We start from the raw sequence: 24883 nt of genomic DNA on the forward strand, positions 1-24883 counted from the left end.
TCTGTGTTGCATCCAAACAGGAAGCGCCGCAGGCCGTCTCGTGAACCCTATCCCGATCAACCAGTTTGCCCCCACCGGCTCGATGCAGGCGGAGCTCGTTGCGCGCGTTGGCCAACGCTGGAACGGGCCAGCCGCGGGTTCTGCCGCCCCCGGCGGGGGTCAGTGGCGCACAGCGCCGCCGCTGTTCGACCGCGGAGGGTTTGGTCTTTTGTACCTGCCGAATCACCTGCCGACGAAATATTCCACGTCAATTTTGGGAGAGAAAATCCCGGGAATGGGACAATGAGACCAGCCTTCGTCATTCTTGGCGCGAGCGGTGGCATCGGCCGGGGTGTGGTCCAGGCCGCGCTCGAGCGCAAGCATCCGGTGATCGCAGTGGCGCGCCACGTAGATGCCCTCGACGCTTTGGCGCTCGAAAACCCCGGCGCCGACCTCACCACCCTGCCCGGCTCGGTTGCCAGCGATCTCGAAGGTGCCACGTTGGCCGATCGGCTGCGTGAGCTCCAACGCCCATTCGCCGGCATCGTCGCCTCGGTCTGCGGCAGCGCCAGCAGCGGCCGGGTACTCGACCAGCCCGCCGATTTCCTGCGCCGCAAGCTCGACGAGGACCTGCTGCCGCACCTCGCCGCAGCCCGGCATCTGCTGCCATTGCTGTCCGAGGCCGGGCGCGGCAATTACCTGCTGATCGGCGGCCCTGGCAGCGAGCACCCCTGGGCTGGCTACGGCCATCGCTCGATCGGCGCAGCGGCGTTGCAGATGCTCGCACGAGTCCTGCACGACGAGGCGCGCGCACTGGATGTGCGGGTGCAACTGCTGACCGTCGACATGCCGGTCTGCACCGGCGCCAACCGCAAGCACGCCTGCGATCGCTGGCCCAGCGCGCTGGCGATCGGCCAGCAGGCGGTGGCGCTGATCGAACGGTCCCCGCCCGACACCCCAGTGGTGCGTTACGCACCATCACCCGAAACCTCTTCTCTCTTTGGCCCGGACAGCGCACCTCCCCCACCGGACAGCTGCCCCTCCCTCGTCGCCGTCCGCGCGCTGCTGGGCCGCTTTTCTTCCACTGGTTCCAAAAAGGATATTTCGCCATGAGCTCCCCCCTGATCAAAAAGCACGCCGCCCGGTTGAACCGCAGCGTCCTGCCCGAACTCACCCTCGCCATCGTCGCCGCGTTGCTGGCCCTGGGCCTGTCCGGCTGCGGCAGCCAGGCCGCCCCTGTTGACGCCATGCCAGCGCCTGCCGTCAGCGTCGCCCAGGTGATCGAGAAACCCGTCCAGCAATGGGACGAATTCACCGGCCGGATCGAAGCGGTGAAATCGGTCGAGTTGCGCCCGCGGGTCAGCGGCTACGTCGAACGCGTTGCTTTTGACGAGGGTGAGGAAGTCGCCAAGGGCGACCTGTTGTTCGTGATCGACCCGCGCCCGTACAAGGCGGCGCTGGCGCAGGCCCAGGCCAATCTGGAACGCGCGCGCAGCGAATCCGGACTCGCCCGGGCACAGAGCAAGCGCGCCCAGACGCTGGTGGAAGCCAAGGCGATCTCGCGCGAGGAAGCCGAAGCCCGCAAGGCCGGTGCAGCCCAGGGCAATGCCGCGGTGCGCGCCGCCGAGGCGGCGGTCGCCACCGCGCGGCTCGACCTGCAGTTCACCGAAGTTCGATCGCCAATCGACGGCCGCGCAGGGCGCGCGCTCATCACCGCCGGCAACCTCGCCCAAGCTGATGCCACGGTGCTGACCAGCGTGGTCTCGCTGGACCCGGTCCACGTGTATTTCGAGGGTGATGAGCAGACCTACCTGAATTATCGCGAGCTGACCCGCAACGGCGACCGCGCCGATTCGAGCAACCCGGTCCGGGTCGGCCTGGCCAACGAGACCGGATTCCCGCATGAGGGCACGGTCGACTTCGTCAACAACCAGGTCGACCCGGCCACCGGCACCATCCGCCTGCGTGCGGTGCTGCCCAATCCGGAGCACGTGTTCACCCCGGGCCTGTTCGCCCGCGTGCAACTGGCCGGCGGCAACAAGTCCGAGGCGCTGCTGATCGACGACAAGGCGGTCATGACCGACCAGACCCGCAAGTACGTCTACGTGCTGGGCGAGGACAACAAGGCCGTGCGCAAGGACGTGCAACTGGGCGACAAGGCCGAGGGCCTGCGCGTGGTGACGGCTGGGTTGACTGCGGAGGACAAGGTGATCGTGCACGGGGTGCAGAAGGTGTTCTTCCCGGGCATGCAGGTCGACCCGGAGACTATCGCAATGGGCGGGCCACCGGCCGGAAAGCCTGTAGTGGAGCCGCCGGTCGTAGAGCCGCCGGCCGTGGAACTGCCGGTCGACCAGGTGGCCACCACCGCCGGTTCGAAATGACGCCTTCACCCACCTGACTTCCAACACCTCAACGTCATCCCCGCGAAGGCGGGGACCCAGTGACTTTGGCGCTCGACGTGGCACTGGATTCCCGCCTTCGCGGGAATGACGACCCTTTCGCAACGACGGCTCCTCGCTGACACCACAAGCCGAAACAGGACATCCCCCATGGATTTCTCCAAGTTCTTCATCGACCGGCCGATCTTCGCCGCGGTGCTGTCGATCGTGATCTTCGCCGCCGGCCTGATCGCGATCCCGTTGCTGCCGATCAGCGAATACCCCGACGTCGTGCCGCCCTCGGTGCAGGTGCGCGCGGTCTACCCCGGCGCCAACCCGAAGGTGATCGCAGAGACCGTCGCAACGCCATTGGAAGAGGCGATCAACGGCGTCGAGAACATGATGTATATCAAGTCGATCGCCGGCTCCGACGGCGTGCTCGTCACCACCGTCACCTTCCGTCCCGGCACTGATCCCGACCAGGCCCAGGTACAGGTGCAGAACCGGGTGAGCCAGGCGCTGGCGCGGTTGCCCGAGGACGTTCGTCGGCAAGGCGTGACCACGCAGAAGCAGTCGCCGACGCTGACCATGGTCGTGCACCTGGTCTCGCCCGACGGCAAGTACGACGCCCTGTACCTGCGCAACTACGCGACGCTGAAGGTCAAGGACGAGCTGGCACGCATTCCCGGTGTCGGCCAGGCCGCGTTGTTCGGTTCCGGTGACTATGCGATGCGGCTGTGGCTGGACCCCGACAAGGTCGCTTCGCGCGGCCTGACCGCGAGCGACGTGGTCAACGCCGTACGCGAGCAGAACGTGCAGGTCTCGGCCGGCCAGCTCGGCGCCGAGCCGACCCCGAACGACAGTGACTTCCTGATCTCGATCAACGCCCGTGGCCGCCTGCAAACCGAGCAGGAATTCGGCAACATCGTGATCAAGAGCGGCAACGACGGCGAGATCGTGCGGTTGTCCGATGTCGCCCGTATCGAACTGGGCGCCGGCGACTACACCCTGCGCGCGCAACTGGACAACAAGGACGCGGTCGCGATCCCGATCTTCCAGTCACCCGGCGCCAACTCCATCGAGCTGTCCGACGCGGTGCGCACGAAGATGGCCGAATTGTCGACGCGCTTCCCCGAGGGCATGGAATACAAGGTCGTCTACGACCCCACCGTATTCGTGCGCGACTCGATCAAATCGGTCGTCACCACCCTGCTTGAAGCGGTGCTGCTGGTGGTGCTGGTGGTGATCCTGTTCCTGCAGACCTGGCGCGCCTCGATCATCCCCCTGCTGGCGGTACCGGTGTCGATCGTCGGCACCTTCGCTGCGTTGTACCTGTTGGGGTTCTCGATCAACACGCTGACGTTGTTTGGCTTGGTGCTGGCCATTGGCATCGTGGTCGATGACGCGATCGTGGTGGTCGAGAACGTCGAGCGCAACATCGAGGAAGGCAAGACTCCACTTGAAGCCGCGCACCAGGCCATGCGGGAGGTCTCCGGCCCGATCGTTGCGATCGCGCTGGTGCTGTGCGCGGTATTCGTGCCGATGGCGTTCCTGTCAGGCGTGACCGGCCAGTTCTACAAGCAGTTCGCGGTGACCATCGCGATCTCCACGGTGATTTCGGCGATCAATTCGCTGACGTTGTCGCCGGCGCTGGCCGCTTTGCTGTTGAAGCCGCGCGACGCGGCCAAGGATGCGCCGACGCGATTGATCGACCGGCTGTTCGGTTGGATCTTCCGGCCATTCAACCGCTTCTTCGGCAAGAGTTCCGAGCGTTATCAAAGCGCGGTGTCACGTTCGCTCAACAAGCGTGGTGCGGTGTTCGCGGTCTATGCGGTGCTGCTGGTAGCCGCCGGCCTGATGTTCCAGGCGGTGCCCGGTGGCTTCATCCCGACCCAGGACAAGCTGTACCTGCTCGGTGGCGCCAAGTTGCCCGAAGGCGCATCACTGGAGCGTACCGACGCGATGATCCGCAAGATGAGCCAGATCGCATTGGAGACCGAAGGCGTCGATTCCGCGATCGCATTCCCCGGCCTCAACGCGCTGCAGTTCACCAACACGCCCAACACCGGCACCGTGTTCTTTGGCCTCAAGCCGTTCAGTGAGCGCGACCGCACTGCCACCGAGATCAACGCCGAGATCAACCAGAAGATCGCCGGCATCCAGGAAGGCTTCGGTTTCTCGATCATGCCGCCGCCGATCCTCGGCCTGGGCACCGGTTCGGGCTACTCGTTGTTCATTCAGGACCGCGCGGGACTGGGCTACGGGGCGCTGCAGGATGCGGTCAACGGCTTCCAGGGTGCGATATCCCAGACCCCGGGCATGAGTTTCCCGATCAGCAGCTACCAGGCCAACGTGCCGCAACTCGACGTCGAGGTCGACCGGGTCAAGGCCAAGGCGCAGGGCGTGTCGCTGACCAACCTGTTCGACACCTTGCAGACCTATCTGGGCTCGGCGTACGTCAACGACTTCAACCGCTTCGGCCGCACCTACCAGGTGATCGCGCAGGCGGATGGCCAGTTCCGCGACGAGATCGGTGACATCGCCGACCTGCGCACGCGCAACAACAACGGCGAGATGGTGCCGATCGGCAGCATGGTGAAGCTCAGTCGCACCTTCGGACCGGACCCGGTAATCCGCTACAACGGCTATCCGGCGGCCGACCTGCTGGGCGATGCCGACCCGAGCGTGCTGTCGTCGAGTGAAGCCATGACGACCGTGGCGGCGATGGCGCCGCAGGTGCTGCCCAATGGCATGGAGATCGAGTGGACCGACCTGAGCTACCAGCAGGCGACCCAAGGCAATTCGGCACTGATCGTTTTCCCGCTGGCGGTGATGCTCGCCTTCCTGGTGCTGGCGGCCTTGTATGAGAGCTGGACGCTGCCGCTGGCGGTGATCCTGATCGTGCCAATGACCCTGTTGTCGGCCCTGGTCGGCGTGTGGCTGACCGGCGGCGACAACAACGTGTTCGTGCAGGTCGGACTGGTCGTGCTGATGGGGCTGGCGTGCAAGAACGCGATCCTGATCGTCGAATTTGCCCGCGAGCTGGAGATGCAGGGCATGGGGATCGTAGAGGCCGCGCTGGAAGCGTGCCGCCTGCGCCTGCGCCCGATCGTAATGACCTCGATCGCCTTCATCGCCGGCACCATCCCGCTGGTCATGGCCACCGGCGCCGGCGCGGAAGTCCGCTCGGTCACCGGCATCACCGTCTTCGCCGGCATGCTCGGCGTCACCCTGTTCGGCCTGTTCCTGACTCCGGTGTTCTACGTCGCCCTGCGCAAGCTGGTGTCGCGACGTGCCGGCAAGCGGGCGCACAGCGAAATGAAGGAGATCACCCATGCGTAACCTCACGACAGCCGTCTCCCCCACCACCGTCATTCCCGCGAAAGCGGAAGCTCTCCGCAACATCATTCCCGCGAAAGCGGAAGCTCTCCGCAACATCATTCCCGCGAAAGCGGAAGCTCTCCGCAACATCATTCCCGCGAAAGCGGAAGCTCTCCGCAACGTCATTCCCGCGAAAGCGGGAACCCAGCGACTTGCCGCTGCCCCACGAAGTCACTGGGCCCCCGCTTTCGCGGGGGTGACGAGAGGCCGCGCGGTGACGGGACGCCGCGCGGTGACGGGAGGCGGCGGGACGACGGGAGGCGGCGGGGTGACGGGAGGGAGCGGAGCTGCGGGAATCCGATCTGCGCGAATCGCCACGCGCTTCCTCGCCATCGCGCTGCTGCCAATCGCCCTCGCCGCCTGCATGGTCGGTCCCGACCATGTCCGCCCCACCCTGTCGGTGCCGGAGCAGTTCGTCCGCGATGACGCCAATCCCGTCGCGGTCGCGCCACAGCCCCAGCCCGATGCGGACTTCTGGAACGCCTTCGACGACTCGATGCTGACCCGGCTCGTCGACGAGGCGCTGGTGGCCAACTACGACCTGCGCATCGCCCTGACCCGCTTCGACCGCGCCAATGCGCTGCTGCGCGGCTCCGGCTTCGACCAGTTACCTACCGTTACCGTCGGCGCCGAGGCGAGCGATGGACGCGCCAGCGCCGACCAGGCGCCGGGCCTGTCGCGCGAGCAACGCGACAGCGAAAGCTACTCGGCAGGTATCAACGTGGTCTGGGAACTCGACCTGTTCGGCCGCATCCGCCGCGGGGTCGAGTCGCAACGCGCCGAAACCGCCGCGACCGCTGCCGACCTCGCCGCGCTGCAGGTCGCCATCGTCGCCGAGGTCGCGCGCAGCTACATCGATCTGCGTGGCCTGCAGGAGCGCCTCGATGTCGCCCGGGAGAACGCCGACAACCAGCGCGAGACCCTGCGCATCGTGCAGGTCCGCCTCGATGCAGGCAGTGCCACCGGCTTCGATCGCGCCCGCGCCAGCGCGCAGTTGCAGGCGACCCTCGCCCGCGTGCCGGCGCTGGAGGCCGACGCCGCAGTAATGATGCACCGACTTGCGGTGTTGACCGGCAAGGCACCGGGCGCCCTCGTCGTCGAACTGGAACAACCCGCCGACCTCCCCGCCCTGCCCACCCCGATCGATCCCGGCACCCCCGGCGAGTTGCTGCGCCGTCGCCCCGACATCGCCGCCGCCGAACAGCGCCTGCACGCCGCCACTGCGCGCATCGGCGTCGCCACCGCCGACCTGTTTCCACGCTTCACCCTGGGCGGGCTGATCGGCAGCCAGGCCATCGACAGCGGCAACCTGTTCGAACGCGACAGTGAAACCAGCCTGATTGCACTGGGCATCGACTGGTCGTTCCTCGACATCGGCCGCGTCCGCGCCCGCATGGCCGCCGCCGATGCCGATGCCGCCGGTGAGTTGGCGGCATACCAGCAGACGGTGATGCTGGCGCTGGAGGAAACCGAAAACGCGCTGGTCCGCTACTCCCGCACCCGCACCGAGGACCAGCACCTGCAACAGGCATCCGAAGACAGCGCCCGCGCCGCTGAACTGGCCCACGTCCGCTACGACGCCGGCGCGACCGGTCTATTGGAGGTGCTGGACGCGGAACGCACGAAACTGCAGGCACAGGACGCGCTGGCCGACGTTCGCACCCGGGCTGCTACCAGTGCGGTGGCACTCTACAAGGCAATGGCCGGGGGTTGGCCGAGCCGCATTCCGTTGCGGGAGGATGTGGCAAAATCGGACTGAGTCCCTTCGCGCCCGCGAGCACAGCTTCAGTTCGACCACGTTTTACAAGTGGCGATCGAAGTTCGGTGCACCCATGAACGCCGACACCTGCTGGCCGGACTTCCTCGCCACGGGTGGGGTCACCACGCCGGCAGGGGTGATTATCGGTCTGGAGACGTTATGCAGCGTGGACTGGATGCAGGCTGACGTGCTCCGCGCTTGTCTACCAAGTACTGCTGGAAGGCGGGGCGGAGGATATCGGTGAACTGATATCGGGTCATGTGGCCAATGCCCACTCGCAACCCTGAACGATCGGCCGCGAATGCGCGCTGGAACGGGAGTTCCTCATACGCTGTCGGTCTGATCATCCCGGGGCGGCCGCGCCTCGTTGCCACACGCCGCAAGCGGGACTCGCTGGTCCATCTGCTGGACCACCAAGTCCCCGGGACCACTGGGCGGCGTCTATCTAGCGCGCAGCACCTTGATGATCGCCGCTACCTCCTCGCCTCCAAGTCCAGCCTCGTCGGCGCGCTTGAATAGACCGGAGGCGAAGGATGGGAACTCGTCGTTGATGCCGCGCGCGCGCGCGGCGTGTGCGATCCGTTCGGTGGCTTCGACCGAAATGCTCAGCGGGCTCTCTCCGACGCTGAAGTCCCCGGATTGGACCACCTCGGACTCATACTTGAGAAAGTCGGCGAAGGTCGGGCCGATGCCTGCGACCAGCGCACCATACTTGCCCACCGGGAAGCCTTCGGCCTCGGCGATGCGCGCGCCATGGAAGAATCCGATCGAGGCACCATAGATGTACGACAGCGTCGCCATGTCCATCGCGGAAGCCGCGCCCGGGTCGTCGCCCAAGTAGCTGATTTCACCACCGAACACCCGCAACAGCGCCTCATGTTCGCGGTAGGTTGCTTCCGCGCCGGACACCAAAATCGGCGTATCGGGTCGTCCCATCTGACTTGGCGCAGCCTGGATGGCACCATCTAGATAGGCGCTCCCATGCCCACGTGCCCAGGCGTCACTTTCGCGCGCCTCGCCGGTGCTGCCGGTAGTCAATTGCAACAGTAGCTTTCCTGCCAAGGCGGCAGCAATCTCGCTCGTTCCGAGTATCTCGTGCGTCGCCGCATAGTCATGCACGCAAACCACCACGACCGTGCTGGCCGACACCGCCGCCAGCGCGGTGGGTGCGAGCACCGCACCCCGGGCTATCAGTGGTTCCGCTTTCGCCGCGGTCCGGTTCCACACGCTCACCCGATAGCCGCTGTCCAGCAACAGCCGGGCCAACGTGCTGCCCATCTGCCCGAGTCCGATCACCGTTGCACTTTTCATGATTCCTCCTACACGTTGGATTGGAGGAGCCATCCTGCGGTGGTCGGCAATCGGGGTCGCTCCAAATCGGCCGCGGCTGGAGCACGTTCGGACAATGGGATGCTGTCTTCGTCCCCATGGGCCAATTGAACACCGACAATCAGTGCAGATTCCGAGCGCGGCCCCGTCCGATGGCAACCACAGACCTCTCCGTCTCAAGCCCGATCCACGCAAGTGCGATGCGGATCGGACGCCACGTCACCCAGCCAGGCCAAGTAGTCCTGGCGGCCGTCCCATACCACAGGGTTAAGGTCCATACCGGTGCGCCCGTCACCGGCAGTTGCGGCAGCAGCCGATTTCGCTACGACCACGGTGACATCGACCTGCTTCCTGCAGGCAGTTCGGATCTTTGGGAGGAGGACACCGGCAGCACATCGGTGATGTTGCAACTCCCACCGTCGCTGCTGGTGGGTGTCGCCGACGAACTGGGCCTGGACGGATCGCGGGTGGGCCTCATTCCGCGGCACAAGTTGCGCGACTCACAGATCGAGCACATTGCCTGGGCATTGGATGCCGACCGCGAGGCGGGGAACCCTGGCGGGAGGTTGTATGTCGATAGCCTCACCACAGCATTGGCGACATACCTGGTCAGCCGCCACCGCGCCCCACAACCGCCCTTACGAGGCTTGTCAAAACCGCAGTTGCGACGAGTCACCGATTACATCGAGTCTGGCCTCGACCAGGATCTGTCCCTGGCACGCATTGCAGGGGTAGCCGGTATCAGCACTTCGCACCTCAAGACGCTGTTCAAGCGCTCGATGGGCCTGCCGGTCCATGCGTATGTTGTCCAGCGCCGAGTGGAGCGCGCCCGGAGCTTGCTGCTGGCGCGGGGTATTCCCGCCAGTCAGGTCGCACTGGAAGCGGGATTTTCCCACCAGAGCCATATGGTGCGCTGCATGCGACGCGTGCTCGGCGCGGAAGCGTCGATGCTGCTGCGACGCGGCCGGGCCTGATTTGCCTGCGCTGGCTGGGTTGGATGTTAAGCGCCGCCACGTCGACAAAGGTGACGAAAACGCGATCGCCAGTCTCGCGATTGCGGACCGCAACTTTAGCCGGCGCCGCGAACAGGAGGATGAAGCCGCCAGTGGCAGGACGTGACAAAATCCGAAATCACCGCATGGTTCCCACTCAATGATGCTGACGATGAGAATGCTGATTTCTGGACTGCTATCCATCGCCATCGCAGGCCTGTGCATGCCGGCACCCGCCGCTGAAACGGCTGCGCCATACAATCGCGCAGAAGCTGTCCGCATCGTTGCGGACATGCGCCGGGTCGTGACCGACAGCGGCGTTGAGCGGCTCGAGAAGATCCGGATCGGCGGCATCGACCAGTGGATATCGATTCGCGGCAGCGATCGTCGCAATCCGGTGCTGCTGATGCTGCACGGTGGTCCGGGATGGGTCGCGATGCCGACCAGCTGGTACTTCCAGCGAGGCTGGGAGGAGTACTTCACTGTCGTGCAATGGGACCAGCGCGGCGCTGGAAAGACCTATGTCGCCAACGATCCGGCCACGGTCGCACCGACCATGACGCGCGAGCGCATGGTCGCTGACGCCGAAGAGATGGTCGCCTGGCTGCGCAAGGAGTTCCAGAAAGACAAGATCTTCGTGCTCGGTCATTCCTGGGGCAGCTATCTCGGGCTTGAACTGGCGCAGCGCAGGCCCGAGTGGCTGCACGCGTACATCGGCATCGGGCAGATCACGAATGCGCCCGAGAGTGAGCGTCGCGGCTGGTCGTGGGCCCTGCAGCAGGCGCAGCGGGACGGTAACGCGCAGGCAGTGGCCGAACTCGAAGCGCTCGCGCCCTATGCGCAGGGCAGCGCGCCTGTTGCACTCGACAGCCTGTTCAAACAGCGCAAATGGCTGAATCATTACGGTGGCATGGTCCACAACCGGAGAGGTGGCGATGCCGAAGCGGCTGCGGTGAAACTGTCGCCCGAGTACTCGGACCTCGACGTGGCCGGCATCTGGAAAGGCAACGCGTTCTCGATGGAGCACCTGTTGGCCGACGTCCTGACGCTGAACATGACGACGGTGCGCAAGATCGAGACGCCTCTGTTCCTGTTCCTGGGTCGCCATGACCACAACGTGTCATCCGCGCTGGCTGCCGAGTGGTTCGAGACGCTGCAGGCACCGCAGAAGCAGCTGGTCTGGTTCGAACAGTCCGCTCATGAAGTCATGAATGAAGAGCCGGGCAAGACGTTGGTCACGCTGGTGCAGCACGTTCGCCCCATCGCCGAACGCGCGGGCGACGCAGCGCCTTGAATCCCATCTGGCTCACGGTTGTGCGATCAGTCGCTCCAGGGTGGCGCGCAGGCGCGGATCTTCCGGAACACGCAGCTTGAACACCGTGCCCAGCAGCTCGATCACCTCATCCGGACTGTCGAGATGCCGTCGCTCGCTGGCGGCACCGAGGCGGTGGATCGCGTAATCGCCGTTGTGCAAGGTGTGCCGCGCCTGCGATTCAACACGAGCCGCGACAAGTTGCCCTCTGAAAGGCGAATCGGGGTGCGTGGCCACATACCAGTTGCCGACCTCGTAATCGACGTCCATCGGCGGGACCAGGTCGAAGACGTAGAGCGCACGCCACTCGCCACGCACCTGCGCGCGCAGCGTGTAACGTCCGTCGACCCGCGTCACCCTGTAGGGATCGTGCGGCGTGGCCTGGACGTCTTCGCTGTCCAGCAGCAGCGGGCCCGAAGGCGTCATGCCGCCGAATCCGACATCGGCGATGTAGCGCGTGCCGGCAATCGTCACCAGCAGCAGCATGTGCGTGCGCGGTGTTTCCGCATCCTCCGGCCCGCCCATGACAACGCGTCCTGTGAGTCCTTTCGCGTCGAATCCGAGCGCGCGCAGCAACTGCATGAACAGCAGGTTGAGTTCGTAGCAGTAGCCACCCCGGCCCCCGTGCAACACCTTGCGCTGCAACGCCGGCAGGTCGAGTGGCACCGGGTCATGCAGCATCGGGGACAACGTCTCGAACGCGATGGCCGCGACATGGTGCAGCTGCAGCGCACGCAGCGTGTCCACGGTCGGTATGGTCGCGTCTGTGTAGTTGATGCGTCGCAAGTACGCAGTGACGTCGATGGGATCGTTATCCATGCGAGCGCCATCCGTGGAACATGGAAATGGGTGATTCGGGCAGGTTGCCCGCTACCCTGACCCCCAGGTACATCCATCTGTTCGAGCTGATCTGATGGACGGTGTCGGCGTCGTGGAGCGTCGCCTCGTTGCATGACGGTTGCCAGCCGCTGGCCTCGAACCGTTTTGCAGCCGTGGCCTCGCCCGCCGCGACGGTGACGTGCGATAGGGGCCGGATTTCCGGCGAGTGGGTTTCTCGATGATGACGAATAAATGTCATGGGGCAGGATCCTTTCGGGGCACCGCAGATGCCTTCAAAGTACCGCTGTGCGGGAGTTGCCCGGTGCTTGCCCAACGCCTGAATCAAGTCGCGCCGCCAAGCGGCTTCGGTTTCGGCTTGAACGAATTGTTGGGCGTCGTGACCCCGTGAACACCGGCCTGCACGAGCATCGCCATCACTACCGATGCCAAAAATGCGCCCGCGACAGGCAGGAGTTGTAGGAGCAGCGAAAGCGAGATACAGAATGTGGCGAACGAATAGAAACCACGAAACATACCGCGGAAAAGCCGGGCGACGAACAGCGGCCCGCTACGTCTATGCGAGAACAGCCCAAGCACCGTTCCCAGTACCGGAAACATGGCCATGAGGCCTGACCAGCGAGTGCCGACAGCCCCTGCGACCGCCGTGACGGCGACGACCAGGACCGCACCAGCGACCATGCGGGCGACGAGTTCCGTCGTGGGAAGGGGCTGCGCGGGTTGCGCCGTATCAAGTATGGCCGGCAGTAAGAACGGGCCTGTCACCAAGGCTAGCAATGCGAAGCCGGCTGCCAAGGGAAGACTCGCTGGCAGGTGCGAGAGGACAAACGCGACAACAACCCAGCTTGAAAGGCCCAGAACGACTGTGAGGGGCCACCCGAGCTTGCGGCTGCCATGAGAATAGGCGATGCCGAAAACGACGCAGGCAATCACGGCAAGCAATGAGCCTTGTGCCGCCTTGGCCGCAAAAAGTGCCCCTTGCTCTTGGGATAGAAAATAGAGGATTGGGCCTGTAACCACAGGGAAGCCGGCAAGCAGTCCAGCCACTTGGGGCCCCCAGCGGCGAGCCGCGACGGAGATGCCGGCGAGAAAGAGAGGGACTATTAAAAGCTTCAGTAGCAACATTGCAGACACCTAACGCCGGGATTAAGCCGACTGGCGAAGCAGTTCGGCTTGAATGAATTGTTAGGCCCCGTCTGGAGCACTGAATGTTACCTTGCCGTTTGCATCAAGCACCTCGATTCGAGCCTGCCCGGAATGATCCACTCTCAAGCGAATGCGATCTCGGCCCTGTGGGTCAGCCAGTAAGATTTCAGCGTCTTCATTCTCGTTGTGGATCGCAATGCGCCGCTGTACGACCTTGCTGGCTCCAATAACGTCTAGATCGGCAGGAGGGCGCGAGTTGATATGCAATCCAGTCAGAGCGCTCTTTCCGTCCGGGCTTACGCGGGTGACCATTCCCATTGCATCATAGTTTGGGTAGTCAAACGCAAGTGCTGAAACTTTACCGATGCTGGCGTCGGTAATTGCCAGGCCGCCCATCTCGCTACCCCCGGCATCATAGAAGACGATGCCGGCTGGATGCACAGCGCGGGGGTACTCTTTTCCGTTGAGCTTCGGCAGGGGGAAACGCTCGGCGTTGGAGATCACTAGGCGTGATACTCCCGAAGGGTCAACGATGTTGATTCGCTCGACAGTTAGTTCAGCTTGATCGCGCGGAGACTTGGCCGCAGTGAGCGCCATAACTGTAAGTGCGAGGGTTGTGCAAACGGCATAAACTTTGAGCCAGCGGACGTCACGGGCAATCTTGGTATTCTCGTTATTTGTCATCCACAACTCCTCAGGCAATGATTAAGGGTCTAACGCTGATCTCGTCACCAAACCGGGTTTCGCGTATCACAGCAACAGCGTAAGGAGTCATCGATTGCTCCAAAATGTCGTAAATGTATTAGTGCGCTCTAACTTGCGAATGAACGGTTAAGACGTTCGTGCGTGCCGCGCCTCCGGCTTGTAGTGGCCCCCGATGCTGCGTGCGGCGACGTTGATGCGGTTGAAGCCGTTGATCGCGACCACCAGCAGCGTCAGGTCGACCAGCTCGGGCTCCTTGAAGTGCTGGCGCGCCCGTTCGTACAGCGCGTCGGACACCGCTTCGGGTGAGGCGAGCTCGGTCAGCTCCTCGGCCCAGGCCAGGGCGATGCACTCGCGCTCGCTGTACAGCTTTGTCTCACGCCATGCCGGCAGCAGGTACAAGCGTTGCTCGGTCTCGCCGGCGGCGCGGGCATCCTTGCTGTGCATGTCGAGGCAGTAGGCGCAGCGGTTGATCTGCGACACGCGCATCAGCACCAGTTCGATCAGGGCGGGCTCCAGCCAGCCAGCGGTGTGGATAGCATCATTGAGGGCGATCAGCGGCTGCAGGGCGGCGTAGTGCTTCTGCACGGAAAAACGGGTCACGGCAATGCTCCTCGATCGGGTGGTCGCGATTCGGCCACGTCAAAGCAAGGACGCAGCCGCCGCCGGTTTCGTGACAGCCAGCAGCGGGCCAGCTTGCGCGGATGCCGCAGTGCGTGGATCGCGGTGATGCGGCCGCCGTCGCACTCGATCCAGATCGCCGCCAGCAGCGCCTCACCGTCCCGCAGCAGCAGCGCCGGCGCGCCATTGAGGGTGGCCGGCACGTAGCGCGTGTCCGGGCCGCCGAGGTTGCGCGCCACCTGCAGGTAAAGCCGGGCGACGCGATCGGCGCCGTGCAGCGGTCGCAGCGTGGCGCGCACGACGCCACCGCCATCGCTGATGTGGATGGCGTCCTCGGCGAACAGCGCGCGCAGCGAATCGAGCGTGGGTTCCGCCATCGCGTCGACAAAGCGCTGCAGCAGACGGCGCTGTGCGGCCTCATCCACGCTGAAGCGCGGCCGCCCCTCGCGCAGGCGAGCCTTGGCGCGGTGCACGCGCTGGCGGCAGGCGTCTTCCGCGATGTCCAGGATCGCCGCCGCCTCGGCGTGGCTGTAATCGAATACCTCATGGAGCAGGAACGCCGCACGCTCCTCCGGGCCCAGGCGCTCGAGCAGCAGCAGGAACGACAGCGTCAGCGATTCGCTGCGCTCGAGCGCGGCATCCGGGTGCTCGGCATCCGGCACCAGCGGCTCGGGCAGCCACGGGCCGGTGTAGTGCTCGCGTTCGTGCCGTGCCTGGCGCAGGCGGTCCAGCGCCAGGCGCGTGGTCACGGTGACCAGCCAGGCCTCCGGGTCGTCGAGCGTAGCCACGTCCTGCACGTGGAGCCTTAGCCATGCATCGTGCAACACATCCTCCGCATCGGCCGGCGTGCCGAGCATGCGATAGGCCAGGCCGAACAGCCGGGACCGATGATGTTCGAACAGCGCGGTGGTCGGGTCCATGGTGAGATTCTCGGTCACATAGGGCGAGGACGCGGGGGCGGCTGGATTCGTGACCGCCCATCCGTGGTTCCTGTCGCCAGCGATGCCGCAGGAATAGCCAGTTGCTCGGACGCTGGACTCCTGCATATCGACGATAGGGCGTGATTTCACTCAGGTACGAACGCCACCCTGCTCAGCGCCACGGTGCCTTCGCGGGTGCGATCAAACACGAATGCGATCTCAAGGACGCCGTCGCGGTCGAAGTCGGGATTGACGGCAACGAAATCGTCGAGCGGGAAGACGTAGGTCTGGAACGCGGGTTCGGGATCCACCCGGGCACGCACCAGTGCCGACTTGAACAGGTCCGGATGCTCGGCGGGAATCAGCATCGCCTGGCTGCCCAGCGTTAGCTCCGCCGTATTACCGGCCGCGTCGGTCAGGCGCACAGTGAGGTCGACCCCGGAAGGGTCGTCCACGGCGTCATCATCGTCTGGAGTCGCGGCGCCCTGCCCGGTGTCGGCCATCGAGAACGCCAGTGCTTCCATTTCTCCGTCGATCGCGGCATCAGGCAAGGTGATTGCATAGTGGGCCGACGGGCCGGTTGTGCTCCAACCGAGATAGACCGCGCTCGTGTCGCGCTGACCATGACGCATCCCGATACGCTGCTCGCGCCAGTCACTCAGTCCCGTCTGCGAAATCACGGCACAAGGCAGGGTCGCAGTGCTCAGATCAAGGTCTTCGGCGAACGACGCCACGACGACTTCGCCAGTAGCGACGAACTCTGCGGCGTAGGCGTTTTCGGGCAGCCAGTCCGCACCCAGACGCGGCTCTTGGAACAATGGAACGTACCGCGCATCCCCGCGCAGCGTGGCCTCCATGAATGCACCCAGGTAAACCTGGGTGACGCGGCGCTGCTCCTGTGCCGGGATCAGCGGTCTGACGTTGAGCAGCCAGCCAAAGGGCGCGGTGATATCTAGCCGACCCCAATCGGTGTTGAACTGGCCGTGGTTTGCCCCGGCGACATGGAGCGCCGACTTGAACCCGTCAAAATCGTCCGAGAATGCGACGCGATCGAACTGCTTGATCCCCTCGAACGAGGTCTGGTCGGCGTCATGGCCGCCCTGCATCGTGAAATAGTGCACGTCGCGCAGCGGCGTCCCGACCCGCGCGGGGCGGTACTGGCCGTCGACGGGGGCGATAGCCGCGACGGCCCTGATGTCATAGCCGTAGTCGAAGCTCAGGGTCGCGTCGTCGGGGTACAACGGCAGATGATTGAACGCGGCAGCGATTGCGACCGCCTCGCCGCCGCGCGAGTGGCCGACCAGGCCGATCCGCGTGGTGTCCACCTTCCTGAAGAAGAGACGATCCGGATCGGCGTTCCACTCGTGCCAGAGCCGCAGGTGCTCGAGCAGGAGCCAGCCACGCGCGTCGTTTTCGTCGGCAGTACCAGTGGGCAAGTCGGCAATACCGGTATTGAGGAAGTTCTGGTCCACCGACACGAAGATGAAGCCGCGGCTGGCCATCTGCTCGCCAAGATAGGCATAGCCGGCATCCGAGAAGTCCTCCATCAGATGGTTGCCGTGAACCGCGAGCACGAGCGGGAAGGGGCCGTTTCCGTCTGGCTGCCATACCCTGCCCTGCAGCGGCAGCGCATCGGTATCGAACCCCCAGTAGGCCGCGCGGATGCGGGCAGGTGTACCACTCCAGGACACCAGCTTGGAACCGTCCACGGACCGGGTCTTGACGTCGACGTCAGCCGCGAACTCCGGGCGATACCGGTCCGTGCCGCTCCCATAGGTCCAGGTCACGACGCGGTGCGGGCCATGAAGCGATGGATCGGGCGCATCCAACGACTCGGCGCCGGCCGCCCATGCGGTGATGGTGCGCCCTTGGGCCGGTTTGCCGGGCGTGAGCAGCCACCATGCCGCGAAGGCGAAGAACGCCAGGCCCGCAATCGCCGCGGCGAAGGCAACGACCTTGCCCCGTCTCGCAGTGCGGACAGTTCGCTGCCTGACGATGGCACCAAGACCACTGGCAAACAGGGAGGCCGCCAGCACGACCACGATCGCTCCCATGATGGCGCCGCGCCGGGTGGCATAGAAGTCGAACAGCGGTACCGCCGCAATGACAACCACGACGAAGCTGCGCCGGTACAACGCCGGCAACGCGAGCAGGAGGCGTGCCGGCAACAGCAGTGCGAGCGCGACGAGCACTGGTACGGCGACCAGGCTCGCGATGTACAGCAGAGCACGCCAATCGGTGGCCGACGTCCCCAGCGACAGCGGCACGACGAAGACCACGAGAACCACAATCCCGGCGCCGATGACGCCCCACGCCGCGTCGCGCCAGTGCGGCGAAGCCGACGGCAGCACCTGCGCCGCGCGCGTGATCCGGCGCCGCAGGGAATCGAGCCGATCAATCGTCCATCGTCGCCAGCGGCTGCGTCGCGTCTGCTCATCTGTGGAATAGCGCATGGCGTGCCCCGGCAAAATATTTCCGCAAGACAGGTCGGGGGATGGGGCCCGCGGTCGCGGAGTCCACGCTAACTGGCCTTGAAACGCGACCTTTGACGCTGGTTGAATCGGCGCTTGCCCAGCACCCTTCAATCGGCATTCCCATAACCAGTTCCTACCTCTTGAAGTCGAGGGGGTACATGTTGCAACTGGAATGTGGTCTCAAGAATGCAATTTATGGTCTATTATTCAGTCCATTATCCGCGCAATGCCAAATCGTGACGGGGCCACGTTCAGGCCATTGAATTGCCCGCGTCTTCGCCGGCAAGCAGGTGCTCGATCGTGGTGCGCAATCGCGGATGCTCCGGCACCTCGATGCCGAACTCGTCGCGCAACACCGCGATGACGGCGTCGGGTTCGGCCAGACGCCGCCGCACCGTGCCGACGCCGATCCGGTGCAGGGCGAAATCACCGTTGCGCAAGGTCTTGCGCCAGCCTTCTCTAGTACGGGCGGCCACCAACTGGCCAACGAAAGGCGAGTCCGGATGCGTCGCCACGTACCAGTTGCCGACTTCGTAGTCGATCGGCCGGCGGTACCAGGTCAAAGGCGTACAGCGCCTGCCAGACGCCTGCTACCTGCGCACGCAGCAGGTAATGATCATCGCGCTGTTCCAGGCGGCGATGCTCCACCAGATACGGCTCGTGCGGCGTGATCTGGGCCAAGTCCGAGTCGAGCAGCAGCGGCGCGGTCGGCACCATGCCGCCGAAGCCGATGTCGGCAATGTAGCGGCGACCTTGGAGAGTGACCAGCACGAGCATGTGCGTTCACGGTGTCAGCGCGTCCTTCGGACCACCCATCACTACCCGTCCGGTCAGGCCACGGGCATCGAAGCCGAGTTCCTGCAACAGGGCCAGAAACAGCAGGTTAAGCTAGCTCGTAGCAATATCCGCCGCGACCGTTGTGCAGGACTTTGCGCTGCAGCGACGCGAGATCGATCGGCACCGGCGAATGCAGCATCGTAGCCAGCGTCTCGAAGGCGATCGCACCGGTGTGTCGCAGTTGATATCTCATCGACTGATTCATGACTTCTCCCGTTTCAACAGTGGCGGCATTCTGCAAAGGCGGCGTACCTGGATATCCTGTCGACTACGGCGGGGCAACCCGGTCGATCCAGTTCGCGAACGATGCCAGCACCTCTTCAAGCGCCCGGCGCGTCGGGATATCCGTCAACCGACCAGTGGCGTCGAACACTCCAGTCACGTCCCGGACGAACAGCGCTGGCGCCGGCATGACCAGTGATTCGGTGGCGTACAAGGTCTGGCGCAAAGCCTGTTGGGAAAGACGCGTGCCCCAGCGTCCGCCCGATGCGCCGATGATCGCCACCGGCTTGCCGGCCAGTACTTCGTCGGGTGCGGCCCGCGACAGCCAATCGAGCGTGTTCTTCAGTACGCCGGGGATGGATTGATTGTATTCGGGCGTCGCGATCAACAAGCCATCGGCGGCGGCGACGTCACGGCGAATTCGTTGAACGACCTCCGGTCCGCCATCGGTCTCCTGCTCGAGATCCTCGTTGAACAGCGGAATGGACGCCAGATCGTAGTAAACACTGACGGTCATTCCGGCGGGTGCGCTTTCGGCGGCAGCTTCGAGCAGGCGCAGATTCCAGGAGCCACGACGGAGGCTGCCGGCGATGGCGAGTATGCGTTTGCCGGGCTGCCCGGCATCGGAGGAGTCGCGGACAGACTCGCCTGGAAAGTCGACAGGAACGGAAACACTTGTCTTCGTTGAGAGAATCGCGCACTTCACCAAGCGGACAAGATCCGGGTGGCCGGGGGGAACGAAGATATTTGTCATCGTTGTGAGCCCTTGTGGTGTTTGAAGCTGCAAGCGTTGGCACCGCCACTACGGAAGCGGTGCATCGACCGGGACGAGCACGAGCAGCAGTGCCGACACGAACAGGAGCAAGCCCATCACTCGGTCCAGCCAACTGCGGACACGCCGTCGATCGAAATAGGTCGTCATCAGGACGCCGAGGGCGCACCAGAGCGCCAGACAAAGCGCGGGGATGACCGTGAACAATGCTGCCAACGGCAAGAGCACCTGCGATGCCTCCGCGCCGCTGCGAACCGCCGCGGTCACCGTCAGCACCATGACCCAGCTCTTTGGATTGAGGAATTGAAAGCCGAACAGCGCCGCGGCGCCGATGGGCAGCGCGCGGACCGGGGCCACGCCGTTGGCTCCGTGTCTGGCGAAGCTGCCCATGACCAGGCTGGCCCCCAGCCAGCACAGATACGCCGCGCCGCCGACAGTAATGACGCGCTGCAGTCGCGGTTCGGCCGCGAACATCACGCCGGCACCGGCCATCACCAGCAATAGCATGACCAGTCCACCGGCCACGACGCCGGTGATTGCCGGCAACGCCGCCATGAACCCGGACTGGGAGGCGGCACGCATGACGATAAGATTGTTCGGCCCTGGCGTGATGGCCGCCACGGCGATGAGGCCGGCGGCACCGATCATCAGTGCGTCCATCGGTTCAGTCCCGCCGCGAGCAAAGCTGCAGCGTGGTGGGCTCGATCTCGACCTCACGCCCCGAAACCAGCGCTACCCGGGCCGGGCCGAACCGCTCGCGACCATGCGCTGCAGACCAGTTGGCATCGGGCTGCGTCGCGACGATGCCGAACGGGTTGATGCTGCGATCGTGGACGTAGTAGCCCGCGCGGATCGCGGCCAAGTCGACCGTGGCGGACACGCCTCGCCACGCGTGCAAGTCACGCGCATAGGCCCAAAGATGCGGAAGGTCGACCAGGCGCCGGCGCGCACACTTGAAGTGGCCGTGGTAAACCGCGTCGAACCGCACCAGCGTCGGGAACAGCCTCCAGTCGGTCTCGGTGTTCGTCTGGCCAAACAGGTAGCGACCCTTCCCCAGACGGTGCTCGAGCCGGTCGAGCATCACGAACACACTCTCCACCGCTTCGTCGTAGGCGTCCTGGCGCTGCGCGAAGCCGGCACGGTAGACGGCGTTGGAGAGCTCAGTCTGCAGGTCGGTGTTGAGGGCGTCGATCCGGTCGCGCAGAACCGGCGGGGTGAGCGTGAACGCACCCTTCATGTCCGCGTCCGCCGCGTCGAACGCACGCATGATCTGCGCCGACTCGTTACTGACGATCCGCCCAGCGTGACTGTCCCAGAGCACGGGAACCGTCGCTCGGCCGGAGTAGACCGGATCTGACAAGCTGTAAAGCTCATGCACGTGCCGAATGCGCCGACCGCATCCCGGAACCAACCAAGGCTCACCGCCATCAATCGCATAGCCCTCGCTCCGGGCCCCACCCGCGATCTGCACCGGCACACAGCTCTCCAACCCCATGAGTGCGCGCACGATCAAGGTGCGATGGGACCAGGGACAACTCAGTGAGGCGATCAGGTGATAGCGGCCGGGCTGTGAACGCAGCCGTCCGGCGACGTCATCAAGCGGCAAGGAGTGCGCGCTATCTGGTCTTATAAAGCGACCTTCAACGATGTTTGAATCAGCGTTCGTCCAGCGGCCGTCAATCAGCATTCCCATGACTCGTCCCTTTGCCCTAAAGTCGGTGGGGACATACTGCAAGCGAAATGCGGTCTCAGGAACGCAATTTACGGTCTATTATCCAGTCCATTATGAAACTCCCCCTCAACGCCTTGCGCGCCTTCGCCACCGTCTATGCCCAAGGCGGGGTGCGTGCGGCCGCGCGTGAGCTTGGCATCGCGCATTCATCGGTCAGCCGGCATCTGGCGGAGTTGGATGCCTGGCTGGGCGTTGCCTTGATCAATCAGTCCGCTGGCCGGCGTGGCATCTCTTTCACGCCGCAGGGCGAGGCGCTGGGCAGGGCAACGCTGGCCGGCTTTCGCGACATCGAGCACGCCGTAACGTCACTGCGCGAAACCCGGTCGAGCCGTTCGGTGACGGTATCGACGACACCTTCCTTCGCGGCACGCTGGTTGCTGCCACGCCTGCCAAGGCTGGAACAATCCCATCCGCACCTGGAAGTGTCGGTGGTCGTGGATCAAAGAATCGACAACATGGCGGCCGGCGGCATCGACCTCGCGATCCGGATGGGGCGCGGCCCCTGGCCTGAGGTTCGCTGCGAGCCACTGATGGACGACATCTTGTATCCAGTCATGAGTCCGGCGCTGTTCGAGACTTCTGGTCATCCCGGTCGACCAGAAGACCTGCTCGGCATGCGGCTGCTGCACGACCGCGATCCCCACGCGTCGTGGGAGACGTGGCGACAGGCGCACGGACCTGAATCACTGGATGTGTTGGCCGGACCCCGTTTCGCGTCATCCGACCTTGTGCTGCGGGCGGCGATTCAGGGCCAGGGCGTCGCCCTCGCCCGCCACCGGCTTGCGTTCGACGACGTGGCCTCCGGCGCACTGGTCAGACCAATCGAAAATCTCGGCGTGACGCTTGAACCCGCCTACTGGATCGTGCTTCCCCGGCACGGACGCATCCGGGCCGGGACGCTCGACGTCATCAAATGGCTCAAGCATCAGACCGCGCGAAACGACGGAGAGTTGCCAAACAGATGAGGCGAACCGGTAGTCCCCCGGAACCCGCCGAGGTCGACATCCAGCGGCATCCTACCGGCCTTGCGCGAACAACTGGTCGAGTCTGTCCTCGTACGCGTGATAGTCGAGAAAATCGTAGAGTTCGGTCCGCGTCTGCAACGTGTCTACGATGCTCTTCTGCGTGCCCTCGCGACGTACCGTCTCATAGAAGTTCAGCGCGGCCTTGTTCATCGCTCGATACGCGCCGCAACAGTAGAGTGCAATGTCGACCCCGGCATCCCCAAGTTCGCCGGTGCTGAAGAACGGAGTCTCGCCAAACTCGGTGAGGTTCGCTACCACCGGCACCTTCACCGCCGCCTTGAACCGGCCAAAGTCCTCCAGCGTACTGATTGCCTCGGGGAAAATCATGTCGGCACCGGCCTCGACGTAGGCCGTCGCACGCTCGATCGCCGCATCAACCCCTTCGGCTGCCGCTGCGTCGGTGCGCGCCATGATCACGAACCCATCGTCTGTGCGTGAATCCACCGCGGCCTTGATCCGGTCGACCATTTCCTGTTTCGTCACGACTTCTTTGCCAGGACGGTGGCCACAGCGTTTCTGGCCGACCTGATCCTCCATATGAACCGCAGCGACGCCGGCGTTAATGAAAGAGCGGATGGTGCGGCCAATATTGAAGGCGCCACCCCAGCCGGTATCAATGTCGACCAGCAACGGCATCTGCGTGGCATCGACAATGCGACGCGCGTCCGTGAGCACATCCTCCATCGTACTGATACCCAGATCGGGTATGCCCAGAGAGTTGGCTGCGACACCGCCACCGGACAGATACAGCGCCTTGTAGCCCGTACGCTTGGCCATCAGGCCGGCGTAGGCGGTAATGGCACCCATCACTTGAAGCGGGGACTCTTCGGAAACGGCTGCGCGGAAACGTGCGCCTGCAGAAATTGGGATCGACATCTATGGTGTCCTTGTAAAATGCTCATGAAGTCAGCGGATTCAACTTTGAAGTGCACGCTGATCATGGTTGAAGAATACCTCGCTTGGGGTCAGGCACCCGATCAAAAACGGGGAGCGTCAACGCGGCGAGCCGATTGACGCTGATGTGGCGAGTCCACCGCCCCATCACATCGTTCATGGAAGATGCCCGCATGGAGGGCGGTAATCGTGTACATCCGGCACAAGGGCGATCGAGCAGTGTCATGGGCTTTGGCGGCAATGGCCCTGTGCTTTGCCGGACAGGCGAGCGCTGCTGACGATCACTACCTGCTGGGTGATTGGGACGGCGCGCGCGGCCGCCTCGCCGATACCGGTATCACCTTCGACATCGGATACGACAGTGAGCTGGCGCACAACTTCAGCGGTGGCGAGCGACAGATCACGCGTCACGCCGACCAGTGGAAATTCGGCACCGACCTGGATCTGGAAAAACTCTGGGGCTGGAATGGTGCCAGCTTCCAGGTAGTCATGACCCACCGCAGCGGCAATGACCTTGGCAGCGACGCCGGGATAGGCAACAACCAGCTATTGCAGGAGGTTTACGGCCGCGGCCAGACCTGGCACCTGACCGTTTTCGCGCTGGAGCAGTCGTTCCTCGCCAACCGGTTGCAGTGGCGCATTGGCCGGATGACGGTGGGCGGCGACTTTGCGGCGTTCTCCTGTGACTTCCAGAATCTCACCTTCTGTGGCTCGCAGCCGGGCAACCTGGTGGGCGACTACTGGGTCAACTGGCCCACCAGCCAGTGGGCCACGCGGCTCAAGCTCGACATCAGCAAGCAAATGTACCTGCAGGTGGGCGCGTACCAGGTCAATCCAAAATATATCGATGACCAGTACGCGCGCGAGAACGGCTGGAAGCTCGACTTCCCCGGCGGTACCACCGGCGCACTGGTTCCGTTGGAGTTTGGCTGGTTGCCGACGACCGATGGTCGACCCGGCAGCTACAAAATTGGACTCTGGTACGACACGTCCGGCGGTCCGGACCTGTTCCTGGATACCAGGCATCAGCCGCTTGCGATCACCTCTGGTGCTCCGCTGCATCGCGACGCGCGTTACGGTGGCTACATCAACGTCGAGCAACAGATCAGTGGCGATAGCGGCCAGTCCGGGGCGACCGTGTTCCTCAATGCAACGCAAGCCGATCGCGCAACAGCGGCCACCGACCGGCAGATCGCATTGGGCGTGCAATATGCCGGGCCATTTGGCCGGGAGCAGGATACGGTCGGTTTCGCCATCGGCGCCACCCATCCCAACGGTCGCGCCGCCGACCATCAACAGCTACACAACCAACTGCACCCGGAGGATCCGGGGTTGGTGCTGGATGGCAACGAGTATGCAGCCGAGTTGATCTACGCCTGGCGTCCCATCCCGGGACTCACGTTGCGGCCCAACCTTCAGTACGTCGTCCATCCGGGCGGCAGCAGCCGCAACAGCGACGCGCTGGTGGTCGGACTCAAAAGCAGCCTGGTCTTCTGAGAGCGTCGAGCGCTTGTATACATTTTACAAACGTCCGCTGCGGGAAGGTCGCAGGGTCATCACCGGAGGAAATC

The 24883-nt window shown here is 64.3% G+C and carries 21 protein-coding genes and 2 pseudogenes; 9 read left to right on the forward strand and 14 right to left on the reverse strand.

Annotated elements, in window-relative coordinates; translation table 11 throughout:
- Positions 1-282 precede the first annotated feature (282 nt).
- From ACW7G6_RS03480 to ACW7G6_RS03500, 5 genes and pseudogenes are all read left to right on the forward strand, one after another.
- Entirely contained in the window at positions 283-1092 is an 810-nt protein-coding gene (locus ACW7G6_RS03480) for an SDR family NAD(P)-dependent oxidoreductase (protein WP_456979479.1), read from the forward strand.
- Complete coding sequence (locus tag ACW7G6_RS03485) at positions 1089-2360, forward strand: efflux RND transporter periplasmic adaptor subunit (RefSeq protein ID WP_456979480.1); 1272 nt, start codon at positions 1089-1091, stop codon at positions 2358-2360. Before ACW7G6_RS03480 ends, ACW7G6_RS03485 begins: the two co-directional genes overlap by 4 nt.
- A gap of 168 nt (positions 2361-2528) precedes the next feature.
- Complete coding sequence (locus tag ACW7G6_RS03490) at positions 2529-5699, forward strand: efflux RND transporter permease subunit (protein ID WP_456979481.1); 3171 nt, start codon at positions 2529-2531, stop codon at positions 5697-5699.
- Positions 5692-7497, forward strand: a complete 1806-nt coding sequence (locus ACW7G6_RS03495) for an efflux transporter outer membrane subunit (protein ID WP_456979482.1) — start codon at positions 5692-5694, stop codon at positions 7495-7497. Before ACW7G6_RS03490 ends, ACW7G6_RS03495 begins: the two co-directional genes overlap by 8 nt.
- A gap of 109 nt (positions 7498-7606) precedes the next feature.
- Positions 7607-7781 (forward strand): annotated as a pseudogene (locus tag ACW7G6_RS03500) (DUF2268 domain-containing putative Zn-dependent protease); the annotation flags it as partial.
- A gap of 157 nt (positions 7782-7938) precedes the next feature.
- Here ACW7G6_RS03500 and ACW7G6_RS03505 read toward each other — a convergent pair.
- Positions 7939-8808, reverse strand: coding sequence for an NAD(P)-dependent oxidoreductase (locus ACW7G6_RS03505; protein ID WP_456979483.1), 870 nt, complete (start codon positions 8806-8808; stop codon positions 7939-7941).
- Between the two features lie 419 nt (positions 8809-9227).
- Between ACW7G6_RS03505 and ACW7G6_RS03510 the strand changes: the two genes are divergently transcribed.
- On the forward strand, positions 9228-9800 hold the full coding sequence (locus ACW7G6_RS03510) for a helix-turn-helix domain-containing protein (RefSeq protein WP_456997531.1): 573 nt from the start codon (positions 9228-9230) through the stop codon (positions 9798-9800).
- A gap of 190 nt (positions 9801-9990) precedes the next feature.
- Complete coding sequence (locus ACW7G6_RS03515; RefSeq protein ID WP_456997532.1) at positions 9991-11112, forward strand: alpha/beta fold hydrolase; 1122 nt, start codon at positions 9991-9993, stop codon at positions 11110-11112.
- Positions 11113-11124: 12 nt separating this feature from the next.
- On the opposite strand, the gene ACW7G6_RS03520 is transcribed toward ACW7G6_RS03515, so the two are convergent.
- The 12 genes and pseudogenes from ACW7G6_RS03520 to ACW7G6_RS03575 form a co-directional block, all read right to left on the reverse strand.
- Positions 11125-11949 carry an arylamine N-acetyltransferase family protein gene (locus tag ACW7G6_RS03520; protein WP_456997533.1) on the reverse strand — a complete coding sequence of 275 codons (825 nt, stop codon included), beginning with the start codon at positions 11947-11949 and terminating at the stop codon, positions 11125-11127.
- Positions 11942-12208, reverse strand: a complete 267-nt coding sequence (locus ACW7G6_RS03525; protein ID WP_456997534.1) for a hypothetical protein — start codon at positions 12206-12208, stop codon at positions 11942-11944. The genes ACW7G6_RS03520 and ACW7G6_RS03525 overlap by 8 nt, the downstream gene beginning before the upstream one ends.
- An 83-nt stretch (positions 12209-12291) precedes the next feature.
- Positions 12292-13092, reverse strand: coding sequence for a hypothetical protein (locus tag ACW7G6_RS03530; protein WP_456997535.1), 801 nt, complete (start codon positions 13090-13092; stop codon positions 12292-12294).
- A 60-nt stretch (positions 13093-13152) separates the two neighbouring features.
- The gene (locus ACW7G6_RS03535; RefSeq protein WP_456997536.1) at positions 13153-13797 is read right to left on the reverse strand and encodes a hypothetical protein; all 645 of its coding nucleotides are present in this window, start codon (positions 13795-13797) and stop codon (positions 13153-13155) included.
- Between the two features lie 147 nt (positions 13798-13944).
- Positions 13945-14418 (reverse strand): carboxymuconolactone decarboxylase family protein, encoded by a 474-nt coding sequence (locus ACW7G6_RS03540; protein ID WP_456979490.1) that lies wholly within the window; start codon positions 14416-14418, stop codon positions 13945-13947.
- Positions 14415-15356, reverse strand: a complete 942-nt coding sequence (gene sigJ, locus ACW7G6_RS03545) for an RNA polymerase sigma factor SigJ (RefSeq protein WP_456979491.1) — start codon at positions 15354-15356, stop codon at positions 14415-14417. Before sigJ ends, ACW7G6_RS03540 begins: the two co-directional genes overlap by 4 nt.
- 146 nt (positions 15357-15502) lie before the next feature.
- Positions 15503-17809 carry a hypothetical protein gene (locus ACW7G6_RS03550; protein WP_456997537.1) on the reverse strand — a complete coding sequence of 769 codons (2307 nt, stop codon included), beginning with the start codon at positions 17807-17809 and terminating at the stop codon, positions 15503-15505.
- A gap of 272 nt (positions 17810-18081) precedes the next feature.
- Positions 18082-18694, reverse strand: a pseudogene (locus ACW7G6_RS03555) (arylamine N-acetyltransferase family protein).
- Positions 18695-18713: 19 nt separating this feature from the next.
- Positions 18714-18860, reverse strand: a complete 147-nt coding sequence (locus ACW7G6_RS03560; protein WP_456979493.1) for an arylamine N-acetyltransferase — start codon at positions 18858-18860, stop codon at positions 18714-18716.
- 75 nt (positions 18861-18935) lie between these two features.
- Positions 18936-19643 (reverse strand): NADPH-dependent FMN reductase, encoded by a 708-nt coding sequence (locus ACW7G6_RS03565; RefSeq protein ID WP_456979494.1) that lies wholly within the window; start codon positions 19641-19643, stop codon positions 18936-18938.
- A gap of 48 nt (positions 19644-19691) precedes the next feature.
- Positions 19692-20321 carry a LysE family translocator gene (locus ACW7G6_RS03570; RefSeq protein ID WP_456997538.1) on the reverse strand — a complete coding sequence of 210 codons (630 nt, stop codon included), beginning with the start codon at positions 20319-20321 and terminating at the stop codon, positions 19692-19694.
- Between the two features lie 4 nt (positions 20322-20325).
- Complete coding sequence (locus ACW7G6_RS03575; protein WP_456997539.1) at positions 20326-21348, reverse strand: glutathione S-transferase family protein; 1023 nt, start codon at positions 21346-21348, stop codon at positions 20326-20328.
- Positions 21349-21401: 53 nt separating this feature from the next.
- On the opposite strand from ACW7G6_RS03575, the gene ACW7G6_RS03580 reads away from it, so the two are divergent.
- Positions 21402-22358: a LysR substrate-binding domain-containing protein gene (locus ACW7G6_RS03580; RefSeq protein ID WP_456997540.1), complete on the forward strand. Its 957-nt coding sequence runs from the start codon at positions 21402-21404 to the stop codon at positions 22356-22358.
- A 51-nt stretch (positions 22359-22409) separates the two neighbouring features.
- Here the strand turns inward: ACW7G6_RS03580 and prpB are convergent, their stop codons facing one another.
- Positions 22410-23294 carry a methylisocitrate lyase gene (gene prpB / locus ACW7G6_RS03585; RefSeq protein ID WP_456997541.1) on the reverse strand — a complete coding sequence of 295 codons (885 nt, stop codon included), beginning with the start codon at positions 23292-23294 and terminating at the stop codon, positions 22410-22412.
- Positions 23295-23552: 258 nt separating this feature from the next.
- On the opposite strand from prpB, the gene ACW7G6_RS03590 reads away from it, so the two are divergent.
- Positions 23553-24809: a carbohydrate porin gene (locus ACW7G6_RS03590; RefSeq protein WP_456997542.1), complete on the forward strand. Its 1257-nt coding sequence runs from the start codon at positions 23553-23555 to the stop codon at positions 24807-24809.
- Positions 24810-24883 lie beyond the last annotated feature (74 nt).

The organism is Lysobacter sp. A421 (assembly GCF_054052145.1).